The organism is Amycolatopsis sp. DG1A-15b (genome assembly GCF_030285645.1).
In the GTDB taxonomy this organism is placed as follows: domain Bacteria; phylum Actinomycetota; class Actinomycetes; order Mycobacteriales; family Pseudonocardiaceae; genus Amycolatopsis.
In genome coordinates this window covers 8,312,852-8,332,750 of sequence record NZ_CP127296.1, presented here as the reverse complement: position 1 = coordinate 8,332,750, position 19,899 = coordinate 8,312,852, and the positions used below count along the sequence as shown (strand labels likewise).

Here is a 19,899-nt window from a genome sequence, read left to right as displayed (position 1 = left end):
GGCTGGGTATTAAGCGTGCTAACGCGCCCGGTAACGTGTGGCCCGCGTTGCTGCAGGGCGGCCGGGCGCAGAACCGGCGGCTCACTGTACCGGACGCGCCGAAATCGCCTGCCGAGAGAGACTGCCCATGATCCCCATCACTGTGGTCGACGTCCGCGACGCGGAGGACCTCGTCGTCGAGGTGCTGCGCTCCGGCGCCATCGCACAGGGACCGATGGTCAAGCGCTTCGAAGACGCCTTCGCGGCGGTCTCCGGGACCAAGCACGCGATCGCGGTCAACAACGGGACCACCGCGCTGGTAGCCGCGCTCCAGGTGCTCGACCTGCGGCCGGGCGACGAGGTCATCACCTCGCCGTTCACCTTCGTGGCGACGCTGAACGCCATCCTCGAGGCCGGCGCCACCGTCCGGTTCGCCGACATCCGGCGCGACGACTTCGCGATCGACCCGGAAAACACCGCGGCCGCCGTGACGGACCGCACGAAGGTCCTCATGCCGGTGCACCTCTACGGCCAGACGGCCGACATGGGCAAGCTCGCGCCCCTGGCCGCCGAGCGCGGCCTGCACGTGATCGAGGACTCGGCGCAGGCCGTCGGCGCGTCGTTCGAAGGCAAGCCGGCCGGTTCGTTCGGCATCGGCTGCTTCTCGCTGTACGCGACCAAGAACATCACCACTGCCGAGGGCGGCGTCATCACCACTGACGACGACGCGCTGGCCGACAAGCTGCGCGTGCTGCGCAACCAGGGCATGCGCGCCCGCTACCAGTACGAGGTCGCCGGCCACAACTACCGGATGACCGACCTGCACGCCGCGGTCGGCATTCCCCAGCTGGCCAAGCTCGACCAGCTGACCGCCGCCCGCCAGGCGAACGCGAAGCGCCTGTCCGAGGGCCTCGCCGGCACGCCGGGCCTCGACGTGCCGCAGGTGCTGCCGGGCCGCGAGCACGTGTGGCACCAGTACACGGTGCTGGTCGGGCCGCACGCGTTCCTTTCGCGCGACGAGCTCGCCGCGGCGCTGACCGAGCGCGGCATCGGCAACGGCATCTACTACCCGAAGATCGTCTTCGACTACGACTGCTACGCGGGTCACGACCTGATCCCGGGCGCGCGCGTCGAGGACTTCCCGGTGGCCCGCGCCGTTTCGGAGCAGGCGCTGTCGCTGCCGGTGCACCCGCACCTGACCGAGTCCGACCTGGACACCATCATCGAAACCGTTCGCGAGGTACTGGGCGCATGACGCATCGGATCGCTCTGGTCGGTACCGGGAACATGGGTTCCCTCCACGCCCGCGTGCTCGCCGGCAACGAGCGCGTCGACCTGGTCCGCGTGATCGATCCGCGTGAAGATGCGGGCAAGGCCGTCGCCGAGCGGTACGAAACCCAGTGGACGCCGGAGATCGGCTCACTGTCCGATGTGGACGCTGTGGTACTGGCCTCGGCCACCGAGGCGCACTACGGCCTGGCGCAGGAGATCCTCGGCCAGGGCAAGCCGATGCTGGTGGAAAAGCCGGTGTGCAACAGCTTCGAGCTGTCGCAGGAGATCGTCGCGCTGTCGGCGAAGAAGGACGTCCCGCTGATGTGCGGGCTCTTGGAGCGCTACAACCCGGCGGTGATGACCGCGCGGGCGCTGGTGCAGGAGCCGATCCACCTGATGGCCCGCCGCCACGGCCCGTACGCGCCGCGCATCAAGACCGGCGTCGCGTGGGACCTGCTGGTGCACGACGTCGACCTGGCGATCCAGTTCTTCGGTGGCGCGACGCCGTCGCGCGTGACGTCCGGCGCGGGCTACTTCCACCCGCAGTCGGTCGAGGGCGCCGAGGACACCATCGAGACGGTGCTGTCGTTCCCGACCGGCCTGGCCACGGTGTCGGCCTCGCGGCTGGGGCAGCGGAAGGTCCGGTCGCTGATGGTGTCGGAGCTCGACCGGCTGATCGAGATCGACCTGCTGCGCCGCGACGTCACGATCTACCGGCACATCTCGCACGACTCCGTCACCCCGGACGGCCTCGGCTACCGGCAGCAGACCGTCATCGAGATCCCGGAGCTCGTCACGGCCCGGGAGCCCCTCGCCACCCAGCTGGATCGCTTCTGCGACCTCCTCGAAGGCAAGATCGACGCCGACACCGAGCGTGACCTGATCCTGCCGTCGCACCACGTCGTCGAGCAGGTCCTGACACAGGCCGCCGCCTAGCTCACCGGCGCCGGGAACGCGGCCGGGCTCCGCCGGCCACCGCGGCCCACCGCGCGGACGCCGAAGAAGACGTTGTCCTTCGACAGGTCGATCTTCGCCGTCAGTGCCGGGCCGACGTCGATGGCGTGCGTCCAGTCCGGAGCCGTCGTTTCCCGCCAGACGACCTCGTAGCTCGACGCGCCCGGCGTCGCCGTCCACAGCAGCTCCGAGTCGTTCGTCAGCGCCGCCGTGCGGATCTTCACGCCCTTCGGCGTGCCCGGTGCGGTGGCGAGCGACCACAGCGCGGCGCCGTTCACCCGGGCGACCCGCGCGACGAACGGGAAGTCGCAGAACTCCGGCAGGTCGCCGTACTGGACGCCGTTCTCGACGCGGACGTCCTGGTGCTGGTGGGCGAAGTCCTCGTTCGGCTCGGTGAACCGCGCCGCCGGGTAGCCCTGCTCCAGGAAGCCGATGTGGTCACCGCCGCGCAGGTAGCGGTCGCGCCGGTAGATCACCCGGACGGTCATGCCGGTCGCGTCGTTCTCCGCCACCGACTTCACGAACCGGGCCAGCTGCCGCGGCGGGGAGTCGTTCTCGCCGCCGATGCTGCGGCGCAGGTTCGCCTCGGCCGGCGTTTCCGCCGTCGGGACGCCCTCCGCGAAGAGGCGGATCGTGAGCGGGTCGCGCGTGCCGTCGTCGGCGCGGCTCGAGCCGACGATGTCGTCGGTGAACATCGCCTGGACGTCGGTGCCGGCCGCCTTGAACTGCTGGGCCATGAACCGCGAGCCGTACAGGCCCTGTTCCTCGCCGGCGACGGCGGCGAAGACGATCGTCGCGGCCGGCTGCCGGGTCGAGAGCACCCGGGCCAGCTCGAGCGAGACCGCGACACCCGAAGCGTCGTCGTCCGCACCCGGCGCGTCCCCGGTGAAGTCCATGACGTCGGTGCGGCGCGAGTCGTAGTGCCCCGAAACGACGTACACGCGGCCGGGATCGGTGGCCCCGCGCAGCGTCGCGACGACGTTGGTGATCTTCGTCGGCACCGGGATCCGGTCGGCCGGCGGCTGGACGTACGACTGCAGCTCGACGCTCAGCCGTCCCCCGGAAGCCGCCGCGACCTGCTGGAACTGAGCGAAGAGCCAATCACGCGCGGCGCCGATGCCGCGCGCTGGGTCGTCTTGAGCGGACAGCGTGTGCCGGGTGCCGAACGCGGCCAGCCGCCGCACGGTCGCTTCGATCCGCCGTTCGTCGACCTGGCGGAGCAGAGCGCGCAGCTCCGCGTCCGGACGCTGCGGGCGGACCGGGACACCGGGCCCGCGGTCGCCGAGTTCGGTGGCCCCGGCGGGAACGGCGGCCACCATTCCCAGAGCGGCCGATGCGGTGAGGAACGCTCGTCGAGAGGTCACGATTCACGTCTTACGCCCGCATCGGGTGGACGGGTACCGCCTACTTGGTGAGCCGTTTGCCGTCGGCGTCGTAGGCGATCAGCGGCGTCAAGACGGCGGAATCGGGGACGGCGTCGGGGTGGAACCAGAAGATGACCACGTTCGGGTCCGCGCTCCACTTCGCCAGCCTGGCCTCGACGGTAAGGCCGTGGACCGTCGTGGTGATCTTGGCCGCGGGGCCGGCGAAGTAGCCGAAGACCGGGATGACCTGGTCGCGGATCACCTCGCCGCCGTCGGTGGCGTGGAAGCCGAACGACCGGTCGGAGCCGCGGAACTCGTTCGTCGCCAGCACGGCCTGCAGCGAGGTCCCGGACCGGAAGCCGGCCACCAGGCCGAAGCGGACGTCCGGCAGCTCCGGCGCGTCGACGGCCCGCGCGTACAAGACGATCTCGCCGGCGGGGGTCCGGATCCCGGTGCCGACGACGTCCCCGATCGGCTGCTCCGCGGGCGGCGCCGGCGACGTCGTGGACACGGCCGGTGCCGGCGACGGCTGTTGCGCGACCGGCGCGGAGGCGGGCTGCCGCAGCTGGACGGCGAGCACCACGACGAGCACGACGGCGGCCGCGGCGGCGAGCCCGGCGGAACCGGTCAGCAGACGGCGGCGACGCCGCAGGCGCGTGCCGTCGGCCATGATCTTGGCCAGGTCGGGCTCGGCGAAGGGCTCCCCGGGCGGCTGCCGGAGGGCGGCGCGGAAGTCGTCGAGATCGTTCACCGCCCGCTCCTCCCGATCAGCGTGTCCTCCGGGTCCGCCGCGACCCGCAGCTTGGCCAGCGCCCGCGAGTTCGTGCTCTTCACGGTACCCAGTGAAACGCCGAGCTCATGGGCCACTTCGGCTTCCGGCAGGTCGAAGAAGTGCCGGAGCACGACGACAGCGCGTTCACGGGCGGTGAGCGTCTTGAGCACCGCGGTGAGCCACGCGCGCTGGGTGACGGCCTTGTCGACGTCGAGGCGGTCCGGCCGCTCGGGCATGGCCTCGGTGGCGTACTCGCGGATCGGGCGCCGCCAGCCGTCGATGACGTGGTTCACCAGGACGGTCCGGGCGTAGCCGTAGGCGTCCTTGTGCCGGACGCGCGACCAGGCAGCGTAGGTGCGCGTGAAGGCGGTCTGAGCAGCGTCTTCCGCCTGGTGGCGGTCGCCGGTGAGCAGGAACGCGGCGTGCGTGAGCCGGGCCGACGACGCGCGGACGAACTCCGCGAACTCCTCGTCGCCACGCGCCATGCCTCACCTCGTTTCGTCCTCCCCAGCGACGGCCGAAGCGCCGGAAGGTTGCTTCGTGGATCTTGCGAGCGTACGCGGGGGCTGACCGAAACGTTGCGTAACCGATATCTCGCGCTCGGTCACTGAGTACTAGATTGTGCTGCGTGCGGCTTCGTGCGTAGGGACCTCACCGCCGGGCTGATCGGCGGTTTCTCGACGGCGGTGCCGGCGTCAGGCGCCGGTGCCGCCGTCATCCACGTCAGGGCCGCTGGGCGCGCCGGGTGGTGAGGGCGTTCAGGTCGATGGTGAGCGGGGTTCCGGCGAACTCGAGCTCGGCGACCCCGGAGAACTCACCGAAATTCTCGTACTCCCCCTCGATCAGCCGGTAGGTGATCATGCTGAGCGGCGAGTCGAGGTCGACGATCCAGTAGTGCTCGATGCCGGCCTCGGCGTACTCGGAGAACTTGGTGACCTGGTCGGTGCGCCGGGTGCCCTCGGACAGCACCTCGACCACCAGCCGGACGTCGCCGGCATCGAACCGGGGCGGATTGGCATCCACCACGGAACTGGGGGCGACGAGCACGTCCGGCACGCGAACCGTGAGCGGCGTTGCGGCAACGACCATCTCGACCTCGAGCAGCGCGGAGTAGTCGTCCTCCAGCAGCTCATCCATCAGAAAAACCAACCGGGCGGCAACGCGCTGGTGGAACGGCATCGGACGCGGCGCCACGACGAGAACCCCTTCGACCACTTCGACCTGGTACTCCGGCGTCTCCGGCAGGTTGATCCAGTCGTCGAGGGACAGAAGATCGTGAGGCCATTCCATGACGCTCATCCGCCTTCTCCCCATCATCGGTTACTGGACGTCATCTTCTCACGCCAGACTGCCGTATCGCTACTCCGCTGAGTAGTCGCCCGATGGGGCTCCCCAGCCCGGAGTGTTCTGCCCCTGTGACTCCGCGATCGCCCGGCGACGCGCGTTCTCCGCGCGCACCCGGTCCACTTCGGACTGGATGTACTCCTCGTCGTAGCGCTGGAACACCCGCGCCGGGTTGCCCGCCACCAGCGTCCGCGGCGGGACGTCCTTGGCCACCACCGAGTTCGGCTGGACCGTCGCGAAGTCGCCGATCGTCACGCCCGCCATGATCACCACCAGGCCGCCGATGAAGCAGCCCTTGCCGATCTTCACCGGCTTGCGCTCGATCAGGTCGCTGCCCGAATGGTTCTGCAGCGTCATGTTCGCCAGCCAGCTCGAGTGCGTGAAGATCAGCGTGTTCAGCCCGATGCTGGTGTGCTCGCCGATCTCCAGGCCGCCGCTCGCGTCGAGCGCCGCGCCCTCGCCGATCCAGCAGTGGTCGCCCATCTTCAGGTTCTCGGGGCTGATGATCTTCACGCGCTCACGCACCCGGCACGTCGAGGGCAGCCCGTAGAACTGCGCGCGCTCGGCGTCGTTCATGTACTGCGAGACGAGCTCGGTCAGGATCTGCGGGCGCAGCCGGTGGCTGCGCTCGTCATCGAAGAACATCGGCTTCCGACACCAGCTTCTCGAAGGTCCTCAAGTGCTCTTCCGCGACGACGTCGAGGCCGAAGTTCGACCGCACCAGCTCGCTCTCGCGCTGCGCGATCAGGGCCCGGCGACCCGGGTCGTCGAGCAGCTCGATCACCGTGCGCGCCACGGCTTCGGCGTCGTCCGGGCGCACGAGCAGCACGTTCTCGCCGTTGCGCAGCTCGATGCCCGGGTAGTTGTCCTCGGTGACCGACGCGATCGTCGCCGTGCCGGACAGCATCGCCTCCAGGGACGCCGTGCCGCAGCCGCCGTTGAGGTCGTGCGTGACGATGTCCGCGGCCGCGAAGTACGCCGGGACGTCTTCCTTCGGCACCGCGCCCGTGACGACCAGCGCGTCCGAAACCCCCAGCTCCGCGGCCCGCTTCAGGAACGCGTCGTGGTAGACCCGGCCGACGACGACCACCCGCACGCCGGGGTGCTTGTCCAAAATGGACGGAAGCGCCTCGATCAGCGGCAGCCGGTTGCGCAGCGGGATGACGTGACCGAGGGACACGATCAGCGGCGCGTCGCCGATCCCGTGCTCCGCGCGGACGTCCTTCGTCACCGGCTTCGCGAAGTGGCCGGTGTCCACGGCGATCGGGAAGTACTCCGAGTTCGCGTCGCTGGTGCCGTAGCGGTCGACGCAATAGTCGACGCCCAGCTTGTCGAGGATGACGTACCGCGGCTTGAGGTACGCCAGGATCGGCCGCACGAGCACCGCGTCGAGCAGCCGGAACACGCCGCCGTACAGCTTGTTGTCGCTGATCAACAGGGTGTGGATGGTCAGCAGCGTGGGGACGCCGTGCCGCCGCGCGTAGATCCCCGCCAGCCACGACAGGTCGAAGAACTGGCCGTGCAGGTGGATCGCGTCCGGCTTGAACTCGTCCAGCAGCTTCCACAGCCGCCGCCAGTTGCCCGGCAGCAGCGACGCGAAGCTCATGTCGAAGTCGATCGACAGCCCGATCTGCGGCATCTTCACCGCCGGGAGCCGCACGACGCGGTAGCCGTCGCGCTCCTCCTCGGCCGGGGCCTCGCCGTACGCGGCCGTGATCGCCAAGACCTCGTGCCCGGCCGCGGCGAACTGGGCCGCGAGCGACGCCGCCATGTGCGCGCTGCCACCGACGCGGGGCGGGAAGAAGTTGTTCACCACCGCGATGCGCATCGCACGCCCCTGGGCCGGCCCCGCGACGGAATTCACTCCGTTTCCCTGACCAGTTCCCGCATGCCGTCCTCGACGGTGATCCGCGGCTCCCAGCCCAGCACTTCACGCGCCCGGCTGATGTCGGCCGCACGCCGCGAGACCAGCACGTCACGCTCGTTGAACAGCGGCTCGACGTCGACACCGACGGCTTCGATGAGGATCTTGGCCAGCGCCGCGATCGACGTGTCGATGCCGGTGCCGATGTTGATCGGCACGTTCGCCTTCTCCGACTCCAGCGCCGCCACGACGGCCCGCGCGAGGTCGGTGACGTGGACGAAGTCCATCGACTGGTCGCCGCGGCCGTCGATGATCGGCGGCCGGCCGCTGCGCAGGCGCTGGATGAAGTGGTTGATCACCGACGTGTAGTAGGCCTCGATCTTCTGGCCGGGGCCGTACACGTTGAAGAACCGCAGCGCGTTCCAGGACAGGCCCTTCTGGCGCTCGTAGAAGCCCAGCAGGTCCTCACCCGCGCGCTTGGAGATGCAGTACGGCGTGAGGGGGCGCAGCTCGTCGTCCTCGTGCATCGGCAGCCGCTTCGGGTCGCCGTAGACCGACGCGGTCGAGGCGAACACCAGCCGCTCGACACCCTCGTCGGCGGCCGCGGCGAACACGTTGTGGTTGCCGATCATGTTGATGTCGATCGACTCGTGCGGGTCGGCGATCGACTTGTTGATCGACACCGTCGCGAAGTGGATGACGTGCGTGCAGCCGCGCATCGCCTCGCGCACCGCGCCACCGTAGCGGACGTCCTTCTCGACCAGCTCGACCTGGCCGGTGGCGACGAACTCGTTGACGCGGTCGCGGTCGCCGCGGGTCATGTTGTCGAAGATCCGGACCGTGTAGCCGCCCTCGATCAGCAGCGGGATCACGTGCGCGGCGATGAACCCGCCACCCCCGGTGAAGAACACCTTCTTGTCGGACACCAATTTCTCCTCGGTCGGCGGCTTCAGGACAGGGACTGCACGGCTTCGCGCACGACCTCGGCGACGCGGGTGACTTCGGCGTCGGTCAGGTTGGCGTGCATCGGGATGGCGAGCTGACGCGCGAACGCGTCGGCCGAGACGGGCAGCGGGGCCTGAGGCCCGTAGATCGGCTGCAGGTGCGAGGCGTAGGTGCCGAAGTTGCACTGGACGCCCTGGGAGCGGATCCGCAGCGCCAGGGTGTCGCGGCTGACCTCGGGCGCGACCGTGAGCAGGTAGGCCTGCCACGGGTGCTCGCGGTCGGGCAGTTCCACCGGCACGGTGAGCGCGCCGACGTCCGCGAACGCCTCGTGGTAGCGCTTGGCGACCGAGCGGCGGGCGGCCAGCAGGTCCGGGAGGCGGTCGAGCTGGACGTTCATGATCGCGGCCTGGACGTCCGAGAGGCGGAAGTTGTAGCCGAGCTCGTGGAACTCCGGGATGGGCAGCGTGTCCGAGCCTTCGCGGCTGATCGCCGGCTCGATGCCGTAGGTGTGCAGCTTGCGGGCGCGGGCGATGAGGTCTTCGCGGTCGGAGACCAGTGCGCCGCCTTCGCCCGCGGTGATGCCCTTGCGGCCGTGGAAGGAGAACGCGGCGAGGTCGGCGAGGCTGCCGGCCGGGCGCGTCTTGTACGTCGCCCCCGCGGCGCAGGCGGCGTCCTCGAAGAGCCAGAGGCCGTGCTTGTCGGCGATCGCGCGGTATTCGTCGAAGTCACCGGGCTGGCCGGCGACGTCGACCGCGAGGATCCCCACCGTCTTCGGGGTGACCAGGGCTTCGACGTGCGCCGGGTCCGCGCTGAAGACGTCCGGGCGGATGTCGGCGAAGACCGGCTTCGCGCCCGCCTGGACGACGGCGTGACCGGTCGCCGGGAAGGTGTAGTCGCCGACGATCACCTCGTCGCCCGGCCGGACGCCGAGGACCTTGAGGCCGAGGAAGAGCGCCGAACCGCAGTTCGCGGTCGTCAAGGCGTGCGCCGTACCGGTGACCTGGGCGAAGCGCTCCTCGAAGCGACGGCACGCCGGTCCGGCACCGGCCAGCCAACCTGACCGGAAGACTTCGGCGACGGCGGCTAGCTCCTCTTCACCGACGGTCGGCTGACCGAGGGCGATGCTGTCTGACGACATACCTCTCCCATTGCGTGGGGACTCGGCGAAGTGTATAGACGCACGCTCAGGTGATTCACAGGCCCACGCCGAACTCCCCTGTGGAGTGACGCTTCCCCCAGGTCGGGGACGTCTTAGGCTGGGTTCATGCGATTCGGGGTGCTGGGGGCCGTCGCCGCGTGGGGCCCGGACGGCACGCAGGTGACGGTGGGCGGCCCGCGGTCGCGGACGCTGCTGGCGCTGCTCGCGCTGGAGGCCGGGCGGTTCGTCCCGGCCGACCGGCTGATCGACGGCATGTACGGCGAACACCCGCCGGACGGCGCCGCGAACGCCCTCCAGTCGCAGGTGTCGCGGCTGCGGACGGCGCTGAAGGACCTCGCGCCGGTCGAGTTCACCGCGGCCGGGTACCGGCTGGCCGTCGCACCGGACGAAGTGGACGTTCACTGCTTCGAGCGGCTCACCCGTGCCGGCCGCGCGCTGCTGAAGAACGGCGAGCACGGGCGGGCCGCGGAGGTGCTGGGCGAGGCACTGGCGTTGTGGCGCGGGCCCGCGTTCACCGACCTCGCGGACGCGCCCTTCGCCGCCGCGCAGGCCACCCGGCTCGAGGAGCTGCGCGCGGACGCCGCGGACGACCACGTCGAGGCCCGGCTGGCGCTCGGACAGGCCGAAGACGTCCTCGCCGGCCTGAGGAAGGCCGTCGCCGGGCAGCCGCTGCGGGAACGGCCGCGGGCGCAGCTCGTCCGGGCGCTGGCCGCCGCCGGACGCCCGGCCGACGCGCTCGCCGCGTTCGAAGACGCCCGCCGCACGCTGGCCGACGAACTGGGCGCCGACCCCGGCCCCGAGCTCGCCGAAGCCCACCTCGCGGTGCTCCGCGGCGAAACCGAGAAGCCGGTGCTCCCGGCGTTGCCCGCCCAGCTGACCACCTTCGTCGGCCGCGACGCCGAGCTGCGGCAGGTCGCGCAGCTGCTGGAACGCAGCCGGCTCGTGACGCTGACAGGCCCGGGTGGCACCGGCAAGACCCGGCTGGCGGTCGAGGTCGCCGCGGCCCAGGCCGGTCCGGTGGCGTTCGTCGAGCTCGCCCCGCACGGCGGCGCCGACGTCGCCGGCGCGGTGCTGGCCGCGCTCGGCCTGCGCGAAAGCTCGCGCGGCGGCCCGCAGGACCCGGTCGAGCGGCTGGTCCCGGCGCTGCGCGACCGCCCGGTGCTGCTGGTGCTGGACAACTGCGAGCACGTCGTCGAGGTGGCGGCCCGGCTGGCCGCACGGCTGCTCGCCGCGTGCCCGGGGCTGCGGGTGCTGGCCACCAGCCGCGAGCCCCTCGGCATCACCGGCGAGCAGCTGGCGCCGGTGCCGCGGCTGGCCGTCCCGCCGCCCGGGACGGCGGCCGCGCAGGCCTCGGAGTTCGCGGCCGTCCGGCTGTTCGCCGAGCGCGCGGCCGCGAGCGATCCCGCGTTCGCGCTCGACGAGTCGACGATCGGCGACGTCCAGCACGTCTGCGCGGCCCTCGACGGCCTGCCGCTGGCCTTGGAGCTGGCGGCGGCCCGCGTCCGGACCCTGTCCCTCGGCGAGATCGCCGCCCGGCTCGACGACCGCTTCCGGCTCCTCGCCCGTGGCAGCCGGACAGCCGAAGCCCGGCACCGCTCGCTGCGCGGAGTCGTCGAGTGGAGCTGGGACCTGCTGACCGGCGAGGAGCGGGAACTCGCGCGCCGCCTGACGGTGTTCCCCGGCGGCGCGACCGCCGCGGCAGCCGCCGAGGTGTGCGGCGCGGACGTCGACCTGCTGCCGGAGCTGGCCGACAAGTCACTGGTGGAAGCCGTCGGTGGCCGGTTCCGGATGCTGGAGACGATCCGCGCGTTCGGCGGCGAGAAGCTCGCGGAGGCGGGCGAGGCGGAGACGTTCCACCGCGCGCACGCCGAGTACTTCCTGCGGTTCGCCGCGGAGGCGGACCCGATGCTGCGGACCGCGGAGCAGCTGGAGTGGCTGGCGCGGATCGACGCCGAGTACGACAACATCCTGGCCGCACTCCGCTGGTCGACCGGGAACGACGTCGTGCTGGCGCTGCGGCTGGTACCGCTGCTGGCGATGTACTGGTGGATGCGCGGGCGGCGGTTCGAGGGCGCCGGGCTGTCGCTGGCCGTGGTTTCGCGGTGCTCGCCGGAGCTGCGCGAGGAGTACGTCGAGGAGTTCCTGGTGTGCGTGCTCGGCGCACTGGCGGGGCAGCCGCACGAGTCGCTGGAGCAGTACCTGCCGCTGGTCCGCCGGTACGCGGCGGACGAGGACTGGGCGCCCCGCAACCCGATGCTGGTGATGCTGCTGGGGGTGGTCGTCGGGCCGCCGGGCGACGACGCCGAGCTGCTCGGCCGGGGCAAGAGCCTGCTGGCCGCGGGGGACGCGTGGGGCTGGGCGCTGCTGCCGATGGGCATGGGCCTGCGGTCGATGATGTCGGGTGACCTGGTGGGCGCGGAGGAAGGCCTGCGCGAGGGCGCGGCGCAGTTCCGCGCGCTGGGCGAGCGGTGGGGCCTGTCGATGGCGCTCGATCACCTGTCCCAGCTGCTGACCTGGCGCGGCGAGTACGCGGCCGCGTTGCCGCTGATGGACGAGGCGCTGGGACTGATGCACGAGATCGGCGCGACGGACGACGTGGCGGACCTGATCTGCCGCCGGGCGTGGACGCACCTGCTGTCGGGAGACCACGCCCGCGCCCACGCGGACTACGAACTGGCGGCGGCAACGGCCCGCCGTTCGGGCATGCCGGAATCCCGCGCGGCGGCGTACGTCGGTTCGGCGACCCTGGCCCGCCTGTCGGGCGACCTGGCCGCGGCCCGGGAGCTGTGCGAGCGCGCGCTGGCGGAGTGCGCGGGAGGCTCGTTCGCGGCGGAGTCGGTGCGGGCGACGGCCCTGGTTTCGCTGGGCTGGCTGGCCTTGGCGGAGGGCAACCGGTCCGCGGCCGCCTCGTTGCACCGCTCGGCGCTGCTGCTCGGCCGACAGTGGAACGCGGGCGACGTGGTGGCGTTCGCGCTGGAGGGTCTCGCGGGAGCGGCCCGCCCACCGGAGGCGGCGGTGCTGCTGGGCGCGGCGGCGGCGGTCCGGGGCACGGCGATCAGCGGCGACCCGGACGTGACGGCGGTCCGCGGGCGGCTGGTGGCGTCACTGGGGGTGGACGAGTTCGAGCGGGCGTACCGGACCGGGCTGGGGATGAGTGCGCAGAAGGTCTTGGAGCACTCGATCGAGGGAGAGGTGTCCACGAGTTCGGACACGTAAATTGCCCCCATGCCGAAGACGGACATCGTCACCCCGCGAGCACGCACCCTCGCGGCCGAGATCCGCGAGGTCCGTACGGACGCCGGCTGTGGCTTGCGAGAGCTGGCGCGGCGGATCGGGATCCACTTCCAGCTGCTCAGCCAGTGGGAGTACGGCCTGCGTACCCCGCGATTGGAGGACGTGACAGCCATCCTCGGTGCGCTCGGGGTGGTCGGTGACCGGAAGCAGCGGATCCTCGCTCTCACCAGAGGCGCATCGGAGCCGGGCTGGATCACCTACGGCCCGGCCGGCATGCAGCTCACCGCGGTGATCGAATGCGAGAAGGCGGCGAGGTCCATCGTCGAATGGTCGCCCACGGGCATTCCCGGTTTGCTTCAAACTCCGGGCTACGCCCGCGCAATGTTCACCGCCTACGGCAGAACTGCGGAGGAGGCAGATCGAAGGGTCGCCTTGCGCATGAAGCGTGCGGAGATGCTCGCGGCCGATCGCACCTTCGAGGCGATCATCGGTGAAGCCGCCTTGCGTGACCGGATCGGTACCCCGACCACGATGTTCGACCAGCTGCATTCGTTGATCGAGAAATCCACACGGTCAGTCACCCTGCGGGTGGTTCCGGCCGCGTGTGGTTGGCATCCCGGCCTGGCCGGACCGTTCCTCTTGTATTCGCTGACCGACGGCAGCTCGGTGGTCTACCTGGAACACCTGTCCTGCGGGGCATTCGTTCTCGACGGTCACGATGTGGGGGTGTATCGAGCCGGCCTCAAGAAGCTCCGTGCGCTTGCTATGAGCGAGACCGATTCCCAAGCGTTCATCGGCCGGCTCGCCGACGAAATCGAAGGCGTTGAGCTCTCGGCCTTGGCCGGCCAATAGCAGCACGCCTGGCAGGCTTTCGTCACGCACCTCGGCCGCTGACCAGCGGGACCGCGCGGCGGTCCCCCGACCGGACCATCGCCAGCAGCGGCTTCACCAGCACGCTCAACACCCGCGCCACCACCGGCCGGCCGTTCGCGCGGGCGATGTCCGGGCCGAAGCGGTCCATCAGCGCCACCAAACCCGGCAGCGTCCGCACGAACAGCGTTGCCTCCTCGATCAGGCCCTCGTCGTTCAACCTCAGCAGCGCCGCCTCCTCGATCGGCTCGCCGCCGATCTGCGCGGTGTAGACCACCACCCGGGTCCGCGCGTCGCCGGTGTCCGTGTGGAACCTGATGTCCGTCAAGTGCCGGTACGCCACCTCGATCAGCGGCCGCAGCTCGGCGTGGCCGGTGAAGCGGACCCGGGACGTCAACGGCGAATGCAGCACCGCGTCCGGTGCGAACGCCGTCATCGCCAGTTCGACGTCGCGTGTTTCGGCTGCGCGGCGATACGTCTCCGTGCTCATCGTTCCCCCTTGGTCAGCGTGGCGAGCCCGCGCCACAGCAGGTCGGCCGTCAGCGCCACCACCTCGTCGCGCGGGATCTCGCGGTGGTCCCACCACCACGTCGCGATCGAGTTGAGTGCGCTCTTGCACGCCTCCGCGAGCACCTCGTCGGCCAGCGGACGCGGGATGCGGGACGTCAGATCCAGCGGCACCCCGTGGAACAGCGACGCCAGGTTGGCCGTCGCGCGGGCTTGGCCGCGTCGGTGCACCGACGCCACCGCCGGGTCCGACGGTGGTTCCGCGAAGATCATCCGCCAGCCGCGCTCGTTCGCCTCGATCCAGTGGAAGATCGCCGAAACGCGGCTGCGCAGCAGGACCTCCGGATCGTCCGACGCCGGCAGCGCGGCCCAGCCGGCCAGCAAGCCCTCCACTTCGGACTCCAGCAGCGCCCCGTACAGCTGCGCCTTCGCCGGGAAGTGGTCGTACAACACCGGTGTGCTGATCCCGGCGGCCGCCGCGACCTCGCGCATCCCGGCCGCGTCGTAGCCCGACGAAGCGAACACCTCGCCGGCCGCCGCGAGGATTCGCTCGCGGCGCGCTTCCCTCGTCAACCGCTTACCTGACATCGGTTAGGTACCGTACCTGACAGACGTTAGGTAACGCCGGGAACACCACCTGCGACGACTCGCGTAGCCTGATCGACCGTGCGCAACGTCGTAGTCGTCGGGGGCGGGATCGTCGGTCTGGCCGTGGCCTGGGAACTGACCAGGCGCGGGCTGGACGTCACCGTCCTGGAAAAGGAATCCCGCTGGGCGGCACACCAGACCGGGCACAACTCGAACGTCGTGCACGCCGGGCTCTACTACAAGCCGGGTTCCTTCAAGGCGCGGATGTCCGTCGCCGGCAACCGGTCCATCGTGGACTTCGCGCGGCAGTACGGCGTGCCCGTCGAGGTGTGCGGGAAGCTCGTCGTCGCGACCCACGAGCGTGAGATCCCCGCGCTGAACACCCTCGCCGAACGCGCGGAGGCCAACGGCGTCCCGGCCAAGCAGATCTCGGCCGCCGAAGCGCGCGAGTACGAGCCCGAAGTCGCCTGCGTCGCCGCGCTGCGCGTCGAATCCACCGGGATCATCGACTTCCCGGCCGTCTGCCACACGCTCGTCCGGCTGCTCGACGAAGCCGGCGTCGACCTCCGGCTGGACTCGCCCGCACTGGCCATCCGGGCCGGGAGCCACGGCGGGGTCGAGGTCGCGACCGGCGACGACGTGGTCCAAGCCGATGCACTGGTGAACTGCGCCGGCCTGCACTCCGACCGCGTCGCGCGGCTGGCCGGGCTGACGCCGTCCGCGAAGATCGTGCCGTTCCGCGGGGAGTACTACGAGCTCAAGCCGGACCGGCGGCACCTGGTCAAGGGCCTGATCTACCCGGTGCCGGACCCGACGCTGCCGTTCCTCGGCGTGCACCTCACGCGCATGCTCGACGGCAGCGTCCACGCCGGCCCGAACGCCGTGCTGGCGCTGCGCCGCGAGGGCTACCGCTGGGGCGACTTCTCCGCCAAGGACGTCGCCGAAATCGCCGCCTTCCCCGGCGTCTGGCGGCTCGCGCGCAAGTACGCGTTCCCGACCGGACTCGACGAGGTCCGCCGCTCGTTCTCCAAGAAGCGCTTCGCCGCGAGCCTCGCGCGGCTCGTGCCGGCCGTCACCGAGGACGACATCGTCCGCCACGGCTCCGGCGTGCGCGCCCAGGCGATGCGCCGCGACGGCTCGCTCGTCGACGACTTCCTCATCGAGACCGCGCGCGACCAGGTGCACGTCCTGAACGCGCCGTCGCCGGCCGCGACGAGCGCGCTGGAGATCGCGCGCCACATCGCGGACCAGGTCTCCGAGGGTTAGCCGGGCAGGTTCGCGGTCACCAGCGGCAGGCCCTGCTTCACGAGGTCACAGGTCTTCGCGTCGTCGCCGATGAACCCGCTGACCACCTGCACCGACGAGGTGTCGGTGATGGCCAGGGTCGCGCCGCAGTTCACCCGCAGGCCACCCATGTTCGGGAACAGGCCCCACTTCCGGCCGCCGACGTCGGCGGTTTCGGTCGGGTTGACGCCCTTCGCGCCCGGCCAGTCCCCGACCGGCGTGCTGGGGCCGAACCAGACCTCGAACGCCTTCTGGCCGCCGTCGCCGTCGGTGTCGTCCCAGAGGCAGTACGACGCGTTCGGCACCGTGGACGAGGTGTCCTTCTCGCCGGTGGGCGAGATGTCCTTCAGCTGCGCCACCTGGTCGGGCTTCAGCATCACGCACGGGTCCGCCGACAGCAGCGGGCCGCCCGGCTCGGGCTTCGCCGACGTCGACGGCGTGAGCGGCGGGGCGTCCTGCCCGCCCGGCAGGTGCGCCGCGACCTGCGGAATCACGGTCTTCGCCAGCTCACACGACTTGTCGATCTTGCCCGCCGAGACGCCGACGTAGGCGAACGACTTGGCCCCGAGCAGCGCGTAGAACGTGCAGTCGTCGGGCAGAATCGAGGCGTACTGCGTCCAGCTGAGGCCGCCGACCTGCTGCGGCTCGGACTTCTTGACGGCGCCGGAGATGTACTCGTTGAAGTCCATGTCCGAGGCGATGCCGACGTTGAGGACGGCCGACGGCTCGATGTCGTCCTTCGAGCTCCAGAGGCACATCGGCGGCTGGAGCCGCTCCTTGTTCTCCTGCACCGAACGGCCCGGCGACTGGTAGCCGAGGGCGTCGACCTGGGCCTGGTCGAGCAGCGTGCAGGCGTCGGCCGCCTTGGCGATCGGGCCCTGGCCCGGCACGGGCGACGCCGAGCCACCGACCGTCACCGTGCAGCCGGTCACCACGGTCACGGCCGCCAGCGCCGCCGCGACCTGCCACTTGTTCCGCATAGGTCCTCCCGTTCGGCCCGGACTGTACTGGGACGAACGGAGCAGCACCGCGGATCCACCCGATTCAGCGGGGCGTGAGGACTTCCTTGCCGCCGACGAACGGGCGCAGCGCCTCCGGCACGCGGACCGAGCCGTCCTCCTGCTGGTGGTTCTCGACGATCGCGACGATCCACCGGGTGGTGGCCAGCGTGCCGTTGAGCGTCGCGGCGACCTGCGGCTTGCCGTTGTCGTCGCGGTAGCGGATCGCCAGCCGGCGGGCCTGGAAGGTCGTGCAGTTGGACGTCGAGGTCAGCTCGCGGTAGGTCTCCTGGGTCGGGATCCACGCCTCGCAGTCGAACTTGCGGTGCGCGGACGTGCCGAGGTCGCCGGTCGCGGTGTCGATGACCCGGTAAGGCACCTCGATCTTCGCGAGCATCTCCTCTTCCCAGCCGAGCAGCCGGGCGTGCTCGGCCTCGGCCTCCTCCGGCTTGGCGTAGACGAACATCTCCACCTTGTCGAACTGGTGGACGCGGATGATGCCGCGGGTGTCCTTGCCGTAGGAGCCGGCCTCGCGGCGGTAGCAGGACGACCAGCCCGCGTAGCGCTTCGCGTCGGTCAGGTCGAGGATCTCGTCGGAGTGGAAGCCGGCCAGCGGCACCTCCGACGTGCCGACGAGGTAGAGGTCGTCGTCCGCGAGGTGGTAGATCTCGCTCGAGTGCTGCCCGAGGAAGCCGGTGCCGGCCATGATCTCCGGGCGGACCAGCGACGGCGTGATCATCGGCGTGAAGCCGTTCTCGAGCGCCTGCGCGATGGCCATGTTGAGCAGGCCGAGCTGCAGCTGCGCGCCGACGCCGGTGAGGAAGTAGAACCGCGAGCCCGAGACCTTCGCGCCGCGTTCCATGTCGACGCCGCCGAGGCCTTCGAGCAGCTCGAGGTGGTCCTTCGGGGTGAAGCCGAGCTTCGTCGGCTCGCCGACGTGCTTGACCACGGCGAAGTCGTCCTCGCCACCGACGGGGGCGTCCGGGTGGACCAGGTTCGGCACGGTCCGGAAGAGCGTGTCGAACTCCTCCGACGCGGTGTTCTGCTCCACCTCGGCGGCCTTGACGTGCGCGGCGAGCTCCTTGGCCATGGCCAGCAGCTGGTGCCTCTCCTCCGGCGGCGCCTTCGGGATCTGCTTGCCCAGGAGCTTCTGCTCGTTGCGCAGCTTGTCGGCGGCCGCGATCGAAGACCGGCGGCGGGTGTCGAGGGAGAGCAGCTTGTCGACCACTCCCTCGTCTTCGCCACGGGCGCGCTGCGACGCGCGCACGGCTTCCGGGTCATCGCGCAGAGTCCTGGGGTCAATCACGGGTCAGAGGGTAGTCCGTACAGACTGTGCGGCCCTACTGGGTTATCCCGACAGTCTGATCGTTGAAGGGCTGTTCACGGCGTCCTCATACTCCAGGGAAACCCTGAGGAGGCGCCCGATGACCGACGAGCTGCTGGCCCGGCACCGCGCAGTCATGCCGTCCTGGATGTCGCTGCTCTACGAAGAGCCGATCGAGATCGTGCACGCGCACGACCGCCGGATGACGGATTCCCAGGGGCGCACGTACCTGGACTTCTTCGCGGGGGTGCTGACCAACTCGATGGGCTACGACGTCGCCGAGATCGGCGACGCGGTCCGCAAGCAGCTCGACACGGGCATCCTGCACACGTCGACGCTGTACCTGATCCGGTCGCAGGTCGAGCTGGCCGAGCGGATCGCCAAGCTTTCGAACATCCCGGACGCGAAGGTGTTCTTCACGAACTCCGGCAGCGAGGCCAACGACACGGCGCTGATGCTGGCGACGCAGTACCGGCGCAGCAACCAGGTGCTGGCGATGCGGAACTCCTACCACGGGCGCTCGTTCGGCACGGTCGCGATCACCGGCAACCGCGGCTGGTCGGCGTCGGCGCTGAGCCCGGTGAAGGTCAACTACGTCCACGGCGGCTACCGCTACCGCAGCCCCTTCCGCGACATGTCGGACGCCGCGTACATCGACGCGTGCGTCGCGGACCTGGTGGACGTCCTGGACACGGCGACGGCGGGCGACGTGGCGTGCCTGATCGCCGAGCCGATCCAGGGCGTGGGCGGCTTCAGCCTGCCACCGGACGGGCTGTTCCGGGCGATGAAGGAGGTGCTGGACGAGTACGGGGTGCTGTTCATCTCGGACGAGGTCCAGACGGGCTGGGGCCGCACGGGCGAGCACTTCTGGGGCATCGAGGCGCACGGCGTGACCCCGGACATGATGACGTTCGCCAAGGGCCTGGGCAACGGCCTGGCTGTCGGCGGCGTGGTGGCCCGGGCCGACGTCCTGGACTGCTTCCAGGCCCAGTCGTTCTCGACGTTCGGCGGCAACCCGGTCTCGATGGCCGGCGCAACGGCGGTCCTGGACTACATCAAGGACCACAACCTCCAGGCCAACTGCGCGGCCCGCGGGGCGCAGCTGATCAAGGGCCTGCAGGCGGCGGAGTCGCCCCTGGTCGCCGAGGTCCGCGGCAAGGGCCTGATGATCGGAGTGGAGCTGATCAAGCCGGGCACAACAACGCCGAACATCCCGGCGGCGGCAAGAATGCTGGAGGAGACGAAGAAGCGCGGGCTGCTGATCGGAAAGGGCGGCCTGCACGGCAACGTGCTGCGCCTGGGCCCCCCAATGACCCTCACAGCGGACGAAGCCCAGGAAGGCCTGAACATCCTGGCGGACTCCCTGGCGGCAACCCACGCAGCACTGGCCTGACAGAAGCCCCACACCAAGGAGCGGGGTGGTCATCCCGTCGCCTGAGGC

At 70.7% G+C, this 19,899-nt stretch carries 18 protein-coding genes; 6 read left to right on the top strand and 12 right to left on the bottom strand.

Features of this window, described 5'->3' with window-relative positions; genetic code table 11:
- The first annotated feature begins 127 nt into the window (after positions 1–127).
- Both QRY02_RS38565 and QRY02_RS38560 read left to right on the top strand, forming a co-directional pair.
- Positions 128–1,234 carry a DegT/DnrJ/EryC1/StrS family aminotransferase gene (locus tag QRY02_RS38565; RefSeq protein WP_285987678.1) on the top strand — a complete coding sequence of 369 codons (1,107 nt, stop codon included), beginning with the start codon at positions 128–130 and terminating at the stop codon, positions 1,232–1,234.
- Positions 1,231–2,187, top strand: coding sequence for a Gfo/Idh/MocA family protein (locus QRY02_RS38560; protein WP_285987677.1), 957 nt, complete (start codon positions 1,231–1,233; stop codon positions 2,185–2,187). The genes QRY02_RS38565 and QRY02_RS38560 overlap by 4 nt, the downstream gene beginning before the upstream one ends.
- Here the strand turns inward: QRY02_RS38560 and QRY02_RS38555 are convergent.
- From QRY02_RS38555 to QRY02_RS38520, 8 genes are all read right to left on the bottom strand, one after another.
- On the bottom strand, positions 2,184–3,524 hold the full coding sequence (locus tag QRY02_RS38555; protein WP_285994043.1) for a M20/M25/M40 family metallo-hydrolase: 1,341 nt from the start codon (positions 3,522–3,524) through the stop codon (positions 2,184–2,186). The genes QRY02_RS38560 and QRY02_RS38555 overlap by 4 nt on opposite strands.
- 85 nt (positions 3,525–3,609) lie before the next feature.
- A complete protein-coding gene (locus tag QRY02_RS38550) occupies positions 3,610–4,320 on the bottom strand; it encodes a hypothetical protein (protein ID WP_285987676.1) in 711 nt (236 codons plus the stop codon).
- The gene (locus QRY02_RS38545; RefSeq protein WP_285987675.1) at positions 4,317–4,826 is read right to left on the bottom strand and encodes a SigE family RNA polymerase sigma factor; all 510 of its coding nucleotides are present in this window, start codon (positions 4,824–4,826) and stop codon (positions 4,317–4,319) included. The genes QRY02_RS38550 and QRY02_RS38545 overlap by 4 nt, the downstream gene beginning before the upstream one ends.
- Positions 4,827–5,064: 238 nt before the next feature.
- The gene (locus tag QRY02_RS38540; protein ID WP_285987674.1) at positions 5,065–5,640 is read right to left on the bottom strand and encodes a Uma2 family endonuclease; all 576 of its coding nucleotides are present in this window, start codon (positions 5,638–5,640) and stop codon (positions 5,065–5,067) included.
- A gap of 60 nt (positions 5,641–5,700) precedes the next feature.
- A complete protein-coding gene (locus QRY02_RS38535) occupies positions 5,701–6,330 on the bottom strand; it encodes an acyltransferase (RefSeq protein WP_285987673.1) in 630 nt (209 codons plus the stop codon).
- Positions 6,317–7,513 (bottom strand): glycosyltransferase family 4 protein, encoded by a 1,197-nt coding sequence (locus QRY02_RS38530; RefSeq protein ID WP_285987672.1) that lies wholly within the window; start codon positions 7,511–7,513, stop codon positions 6,317–6,319. Before QRY02_RS38530 ends, QRY02_RS38535 begins: the two co-directional genes overlap by 14 nt.
- 32 nt (positions 7,514–7,545) lie before the next feature.
- Positions 7,546–8,475 carry an NAD-dependent epimerase/dehydratase family protein gene (locus QRY02_RS38525; RefSeq protein WP_285987671.1) on the bottom strand — a complete coding sequence of 310 codons (930 nt, stop codon included), beginning with the start codon at positions 8,473–8,475 and terminating at the stop codon, positions 7,546–7,548.
- A gap of 23 nt (positions 8,476–8,498) precedes the next feature.
- Complete coding sequence (locus QRY02_RS38520; protein ID WP_285987670.1) at positions 8,499–9,632, bottom strand: DegT/DnrJ/EryC1/StrS family aminotransferase; 1,134 nt, start codon at positions 9,630–9,632, stop codon at positions 8,499–8,501.
- A gap of 126 nt (positions 9,633–9,758) precedes the next feature.
- Between QRY02_RS38520 and QRY02_RS38515 the strand changes: the two genes are divergently transcribed.
- A complete protein-coding gene (locus tag QRY02_RS38515) occupies positions 9,759–12,869 on the top strand; it encodes an AfsR/SARP family transcriptional regulator (protein ID WP_285987669.1) in 3,111 nt (1,036 codons plus the stop codon).
- 9 nt (positions 12,870–12,878) lie between these two features.
- A complete protein-coding gene (locus tag QRY02_RS38510) occupies positions 12,879–13,739 on the top strand; it encodes a helix-turn-helix domain-containing protein (RefSeq protein WP_285987668.1) in 861 nt (286 codons plus the stop codon).
- 22 nt (positions 13,740–13,761) lie between these two features.
- On the opposite strand, the gene QRY02_RS38505 is transcribed toward QRY02_RS38510, so the two are convergent.
- Positions 13,762–14,247, bottom strand: coding sequence for a nuclear transport factor 2 family protein (locus QRY02_RS38505; protein WP_285987667.1), 486 nt, complete (start codon positions 14,245–14,247; stop codon positions 13,762–13,764).
- A complete protein-coding gene (locus QRY02_RS38500; RefSeq protein WP_353068106.1) occupies positions 14,244–14,852 on the bottom strand; it encodes a TetR/AcrR family transcriptional regulator in 609 nt (202 codons plus the stop codon). Before QRY02_RS38500 ends, QRY02_RS38505 begins: the two co-directional genes overlap by 4 nt.
- A gap of 78 nt (positions 14,853–14,930) precedes the next feature.
- On the opposite strand from QRY02_RS38500, the gene lhgD reads away from it, so the two are divergent.
- Positions 14,931–16,118, top strand: coding sequence for an L-2-hydroxyglutarate dehydrogenase (gene lhgD, locus QRY02_RS38495; RefSeq protein WP_285987665.1), 1,188 nt, complete (start codon positions 14,931–14,933; stop codon positions 16,116–16,118).
- Here the strand turns inward: lhgD and QRY02_RS38490 are convergent.
- Positions 16,115–17,116: a DUF3558 family protein gene (locus QRY02_RS38490; RefSeq protein WP_285987664.1), complete on the bottom strand. Its 1,002-nt coding sequence runs from the start codon at positions 17,114–17,116 to the stop codon at positions 16,115–16,117. The genes lhgD and QRY02_RS38490 overlap by 4 nt on opposite strands.
- A gap of 64 nt (positions 17,117–17,180) precedes the next feature.
- On the bottom strand, positions 17,181–18,440 hold the full coding sequence (serS, locus tag QRY02_RS38485) for a serine--tRNA ligase (RefSeq protein ID WP_285987663.1): 1,260 nt from the start codon (positions 18,438–18,440) through the stop codon (positions 17,181–17,183).
- A gap of 118 nt (positions 18,441–18,558) precedes the next feature.
- Between serS and QRY02_RS38480 the strand changes: the two genes are divergently transcribed.
- Positions 18,559–19,851 (top strand): aspartate aminotransferase family protein, encoded by a 1,293-nt coding sequence (locus QRY02_RS38480; protein WP_285987662.1) that lies wholly within the window; start codon positions 18,559–18,561, stop codon positions 19,849–19,851.
- Positions 19,852–19,899 lie beyond the last annotated feature (48 nt).

Coding starts and splice junctions, on each gene's coding strand:
- QRY02_RS38505 (WP_285987667.1), bottom strand. CDS start 14,247: ATGAGCACGGAGACGTATCGCCGCGCAGCCGAAACACGCGACGTCGAA.
- QRY02_RS38520 (WP_285987670.1), bottom strand. CDS start 9,632: ATGTCGTCAGACAGCATCGCCCTCGGTCAGCCGACCGTCGGTGAAGAG.
- QRY02_RS38530 (WP_285987672.1), bottom strand. CDS start 7,513: ATGCGCATCGCGGTGGTGAACAACTTCTTCCCGCCCCGCGTCGGTGGC.
- QRY02_RS38560 (WP_285987677.1), top strand. CDS start 1,231: ATGACGCATCGGATCGCTCTGGTCGGTACCGGGAACATGGGTTCCCTC.
- QRY02_RS38510 (WP_285987668.1), top strand. CDS start 12,879: ATGCCGAAGACGGACATCGTCACCCCGCGAGCACGCACCCTCGCGGCC.
- QRY02_RS38565 (WP_285987678.1), top strand. CDS start 128: ATGATCCCCATCACTGTGGTCGACGTCCGCGACGCGGAGGACCTCGTC.
- QRY02_RS38555 (WP_285994043.1), bottom strand. CDS start 3,524: ATGGTGGCCGCCGTTCCCGCCGGGGCCACCGAACTCGGCGACCGCGGG.
- QRY02_RS38545 (WP_285987675.1), bottom strand. CDS start 4,826: ATGGCGCGTGGCGACGAGGAGTTCGCGGAGTTCGTCCGCGCGTCGTCG.
- QRY02_RS38540 (WP_285987674.1), bottom strand. CDS start 5,640: ATGAGCGTCATGGAATGGCCTCACGATCTTCTGTCCCTCGACGACTGG.
- QRY02_RS38490 (WP_285987664.1), bottom strand. CDS start 17,116: ATGCGGAACAAGTGGCAGGTCGCGGCGGCGCTGGCGGCCGTGACCGTG.
- QRY02_RS38480 (WP_285987662.1), top strand. CDS start 18,559: ATGACCGACGAGCTGCTGGCCCGGCACCGCGCAGTCATGCCGTCCTGG.
- QRY02_RS38515 (WP_285987669.1), top strand. CDS start 9,759: ATGCGATTCGGGGTGCTGGGGGCCGTCGCCGCGTGGGGCCCGGACGGC.
- QRY02_RS38535 (WP_285987673.1), bottom strand. CDS start 6,330: ATGTTCTTCGATGACGAGCGCAGCCACCGGCTGCGCCCGCAGATCCTG.
- QRY02_RS38500 (WP_353068106.1), bottom strand. CDS start 14,852: ATGTCAGGTAAGCGGTTGACGAGGGAAGCGCGCCGCGAGCGAATCCTC.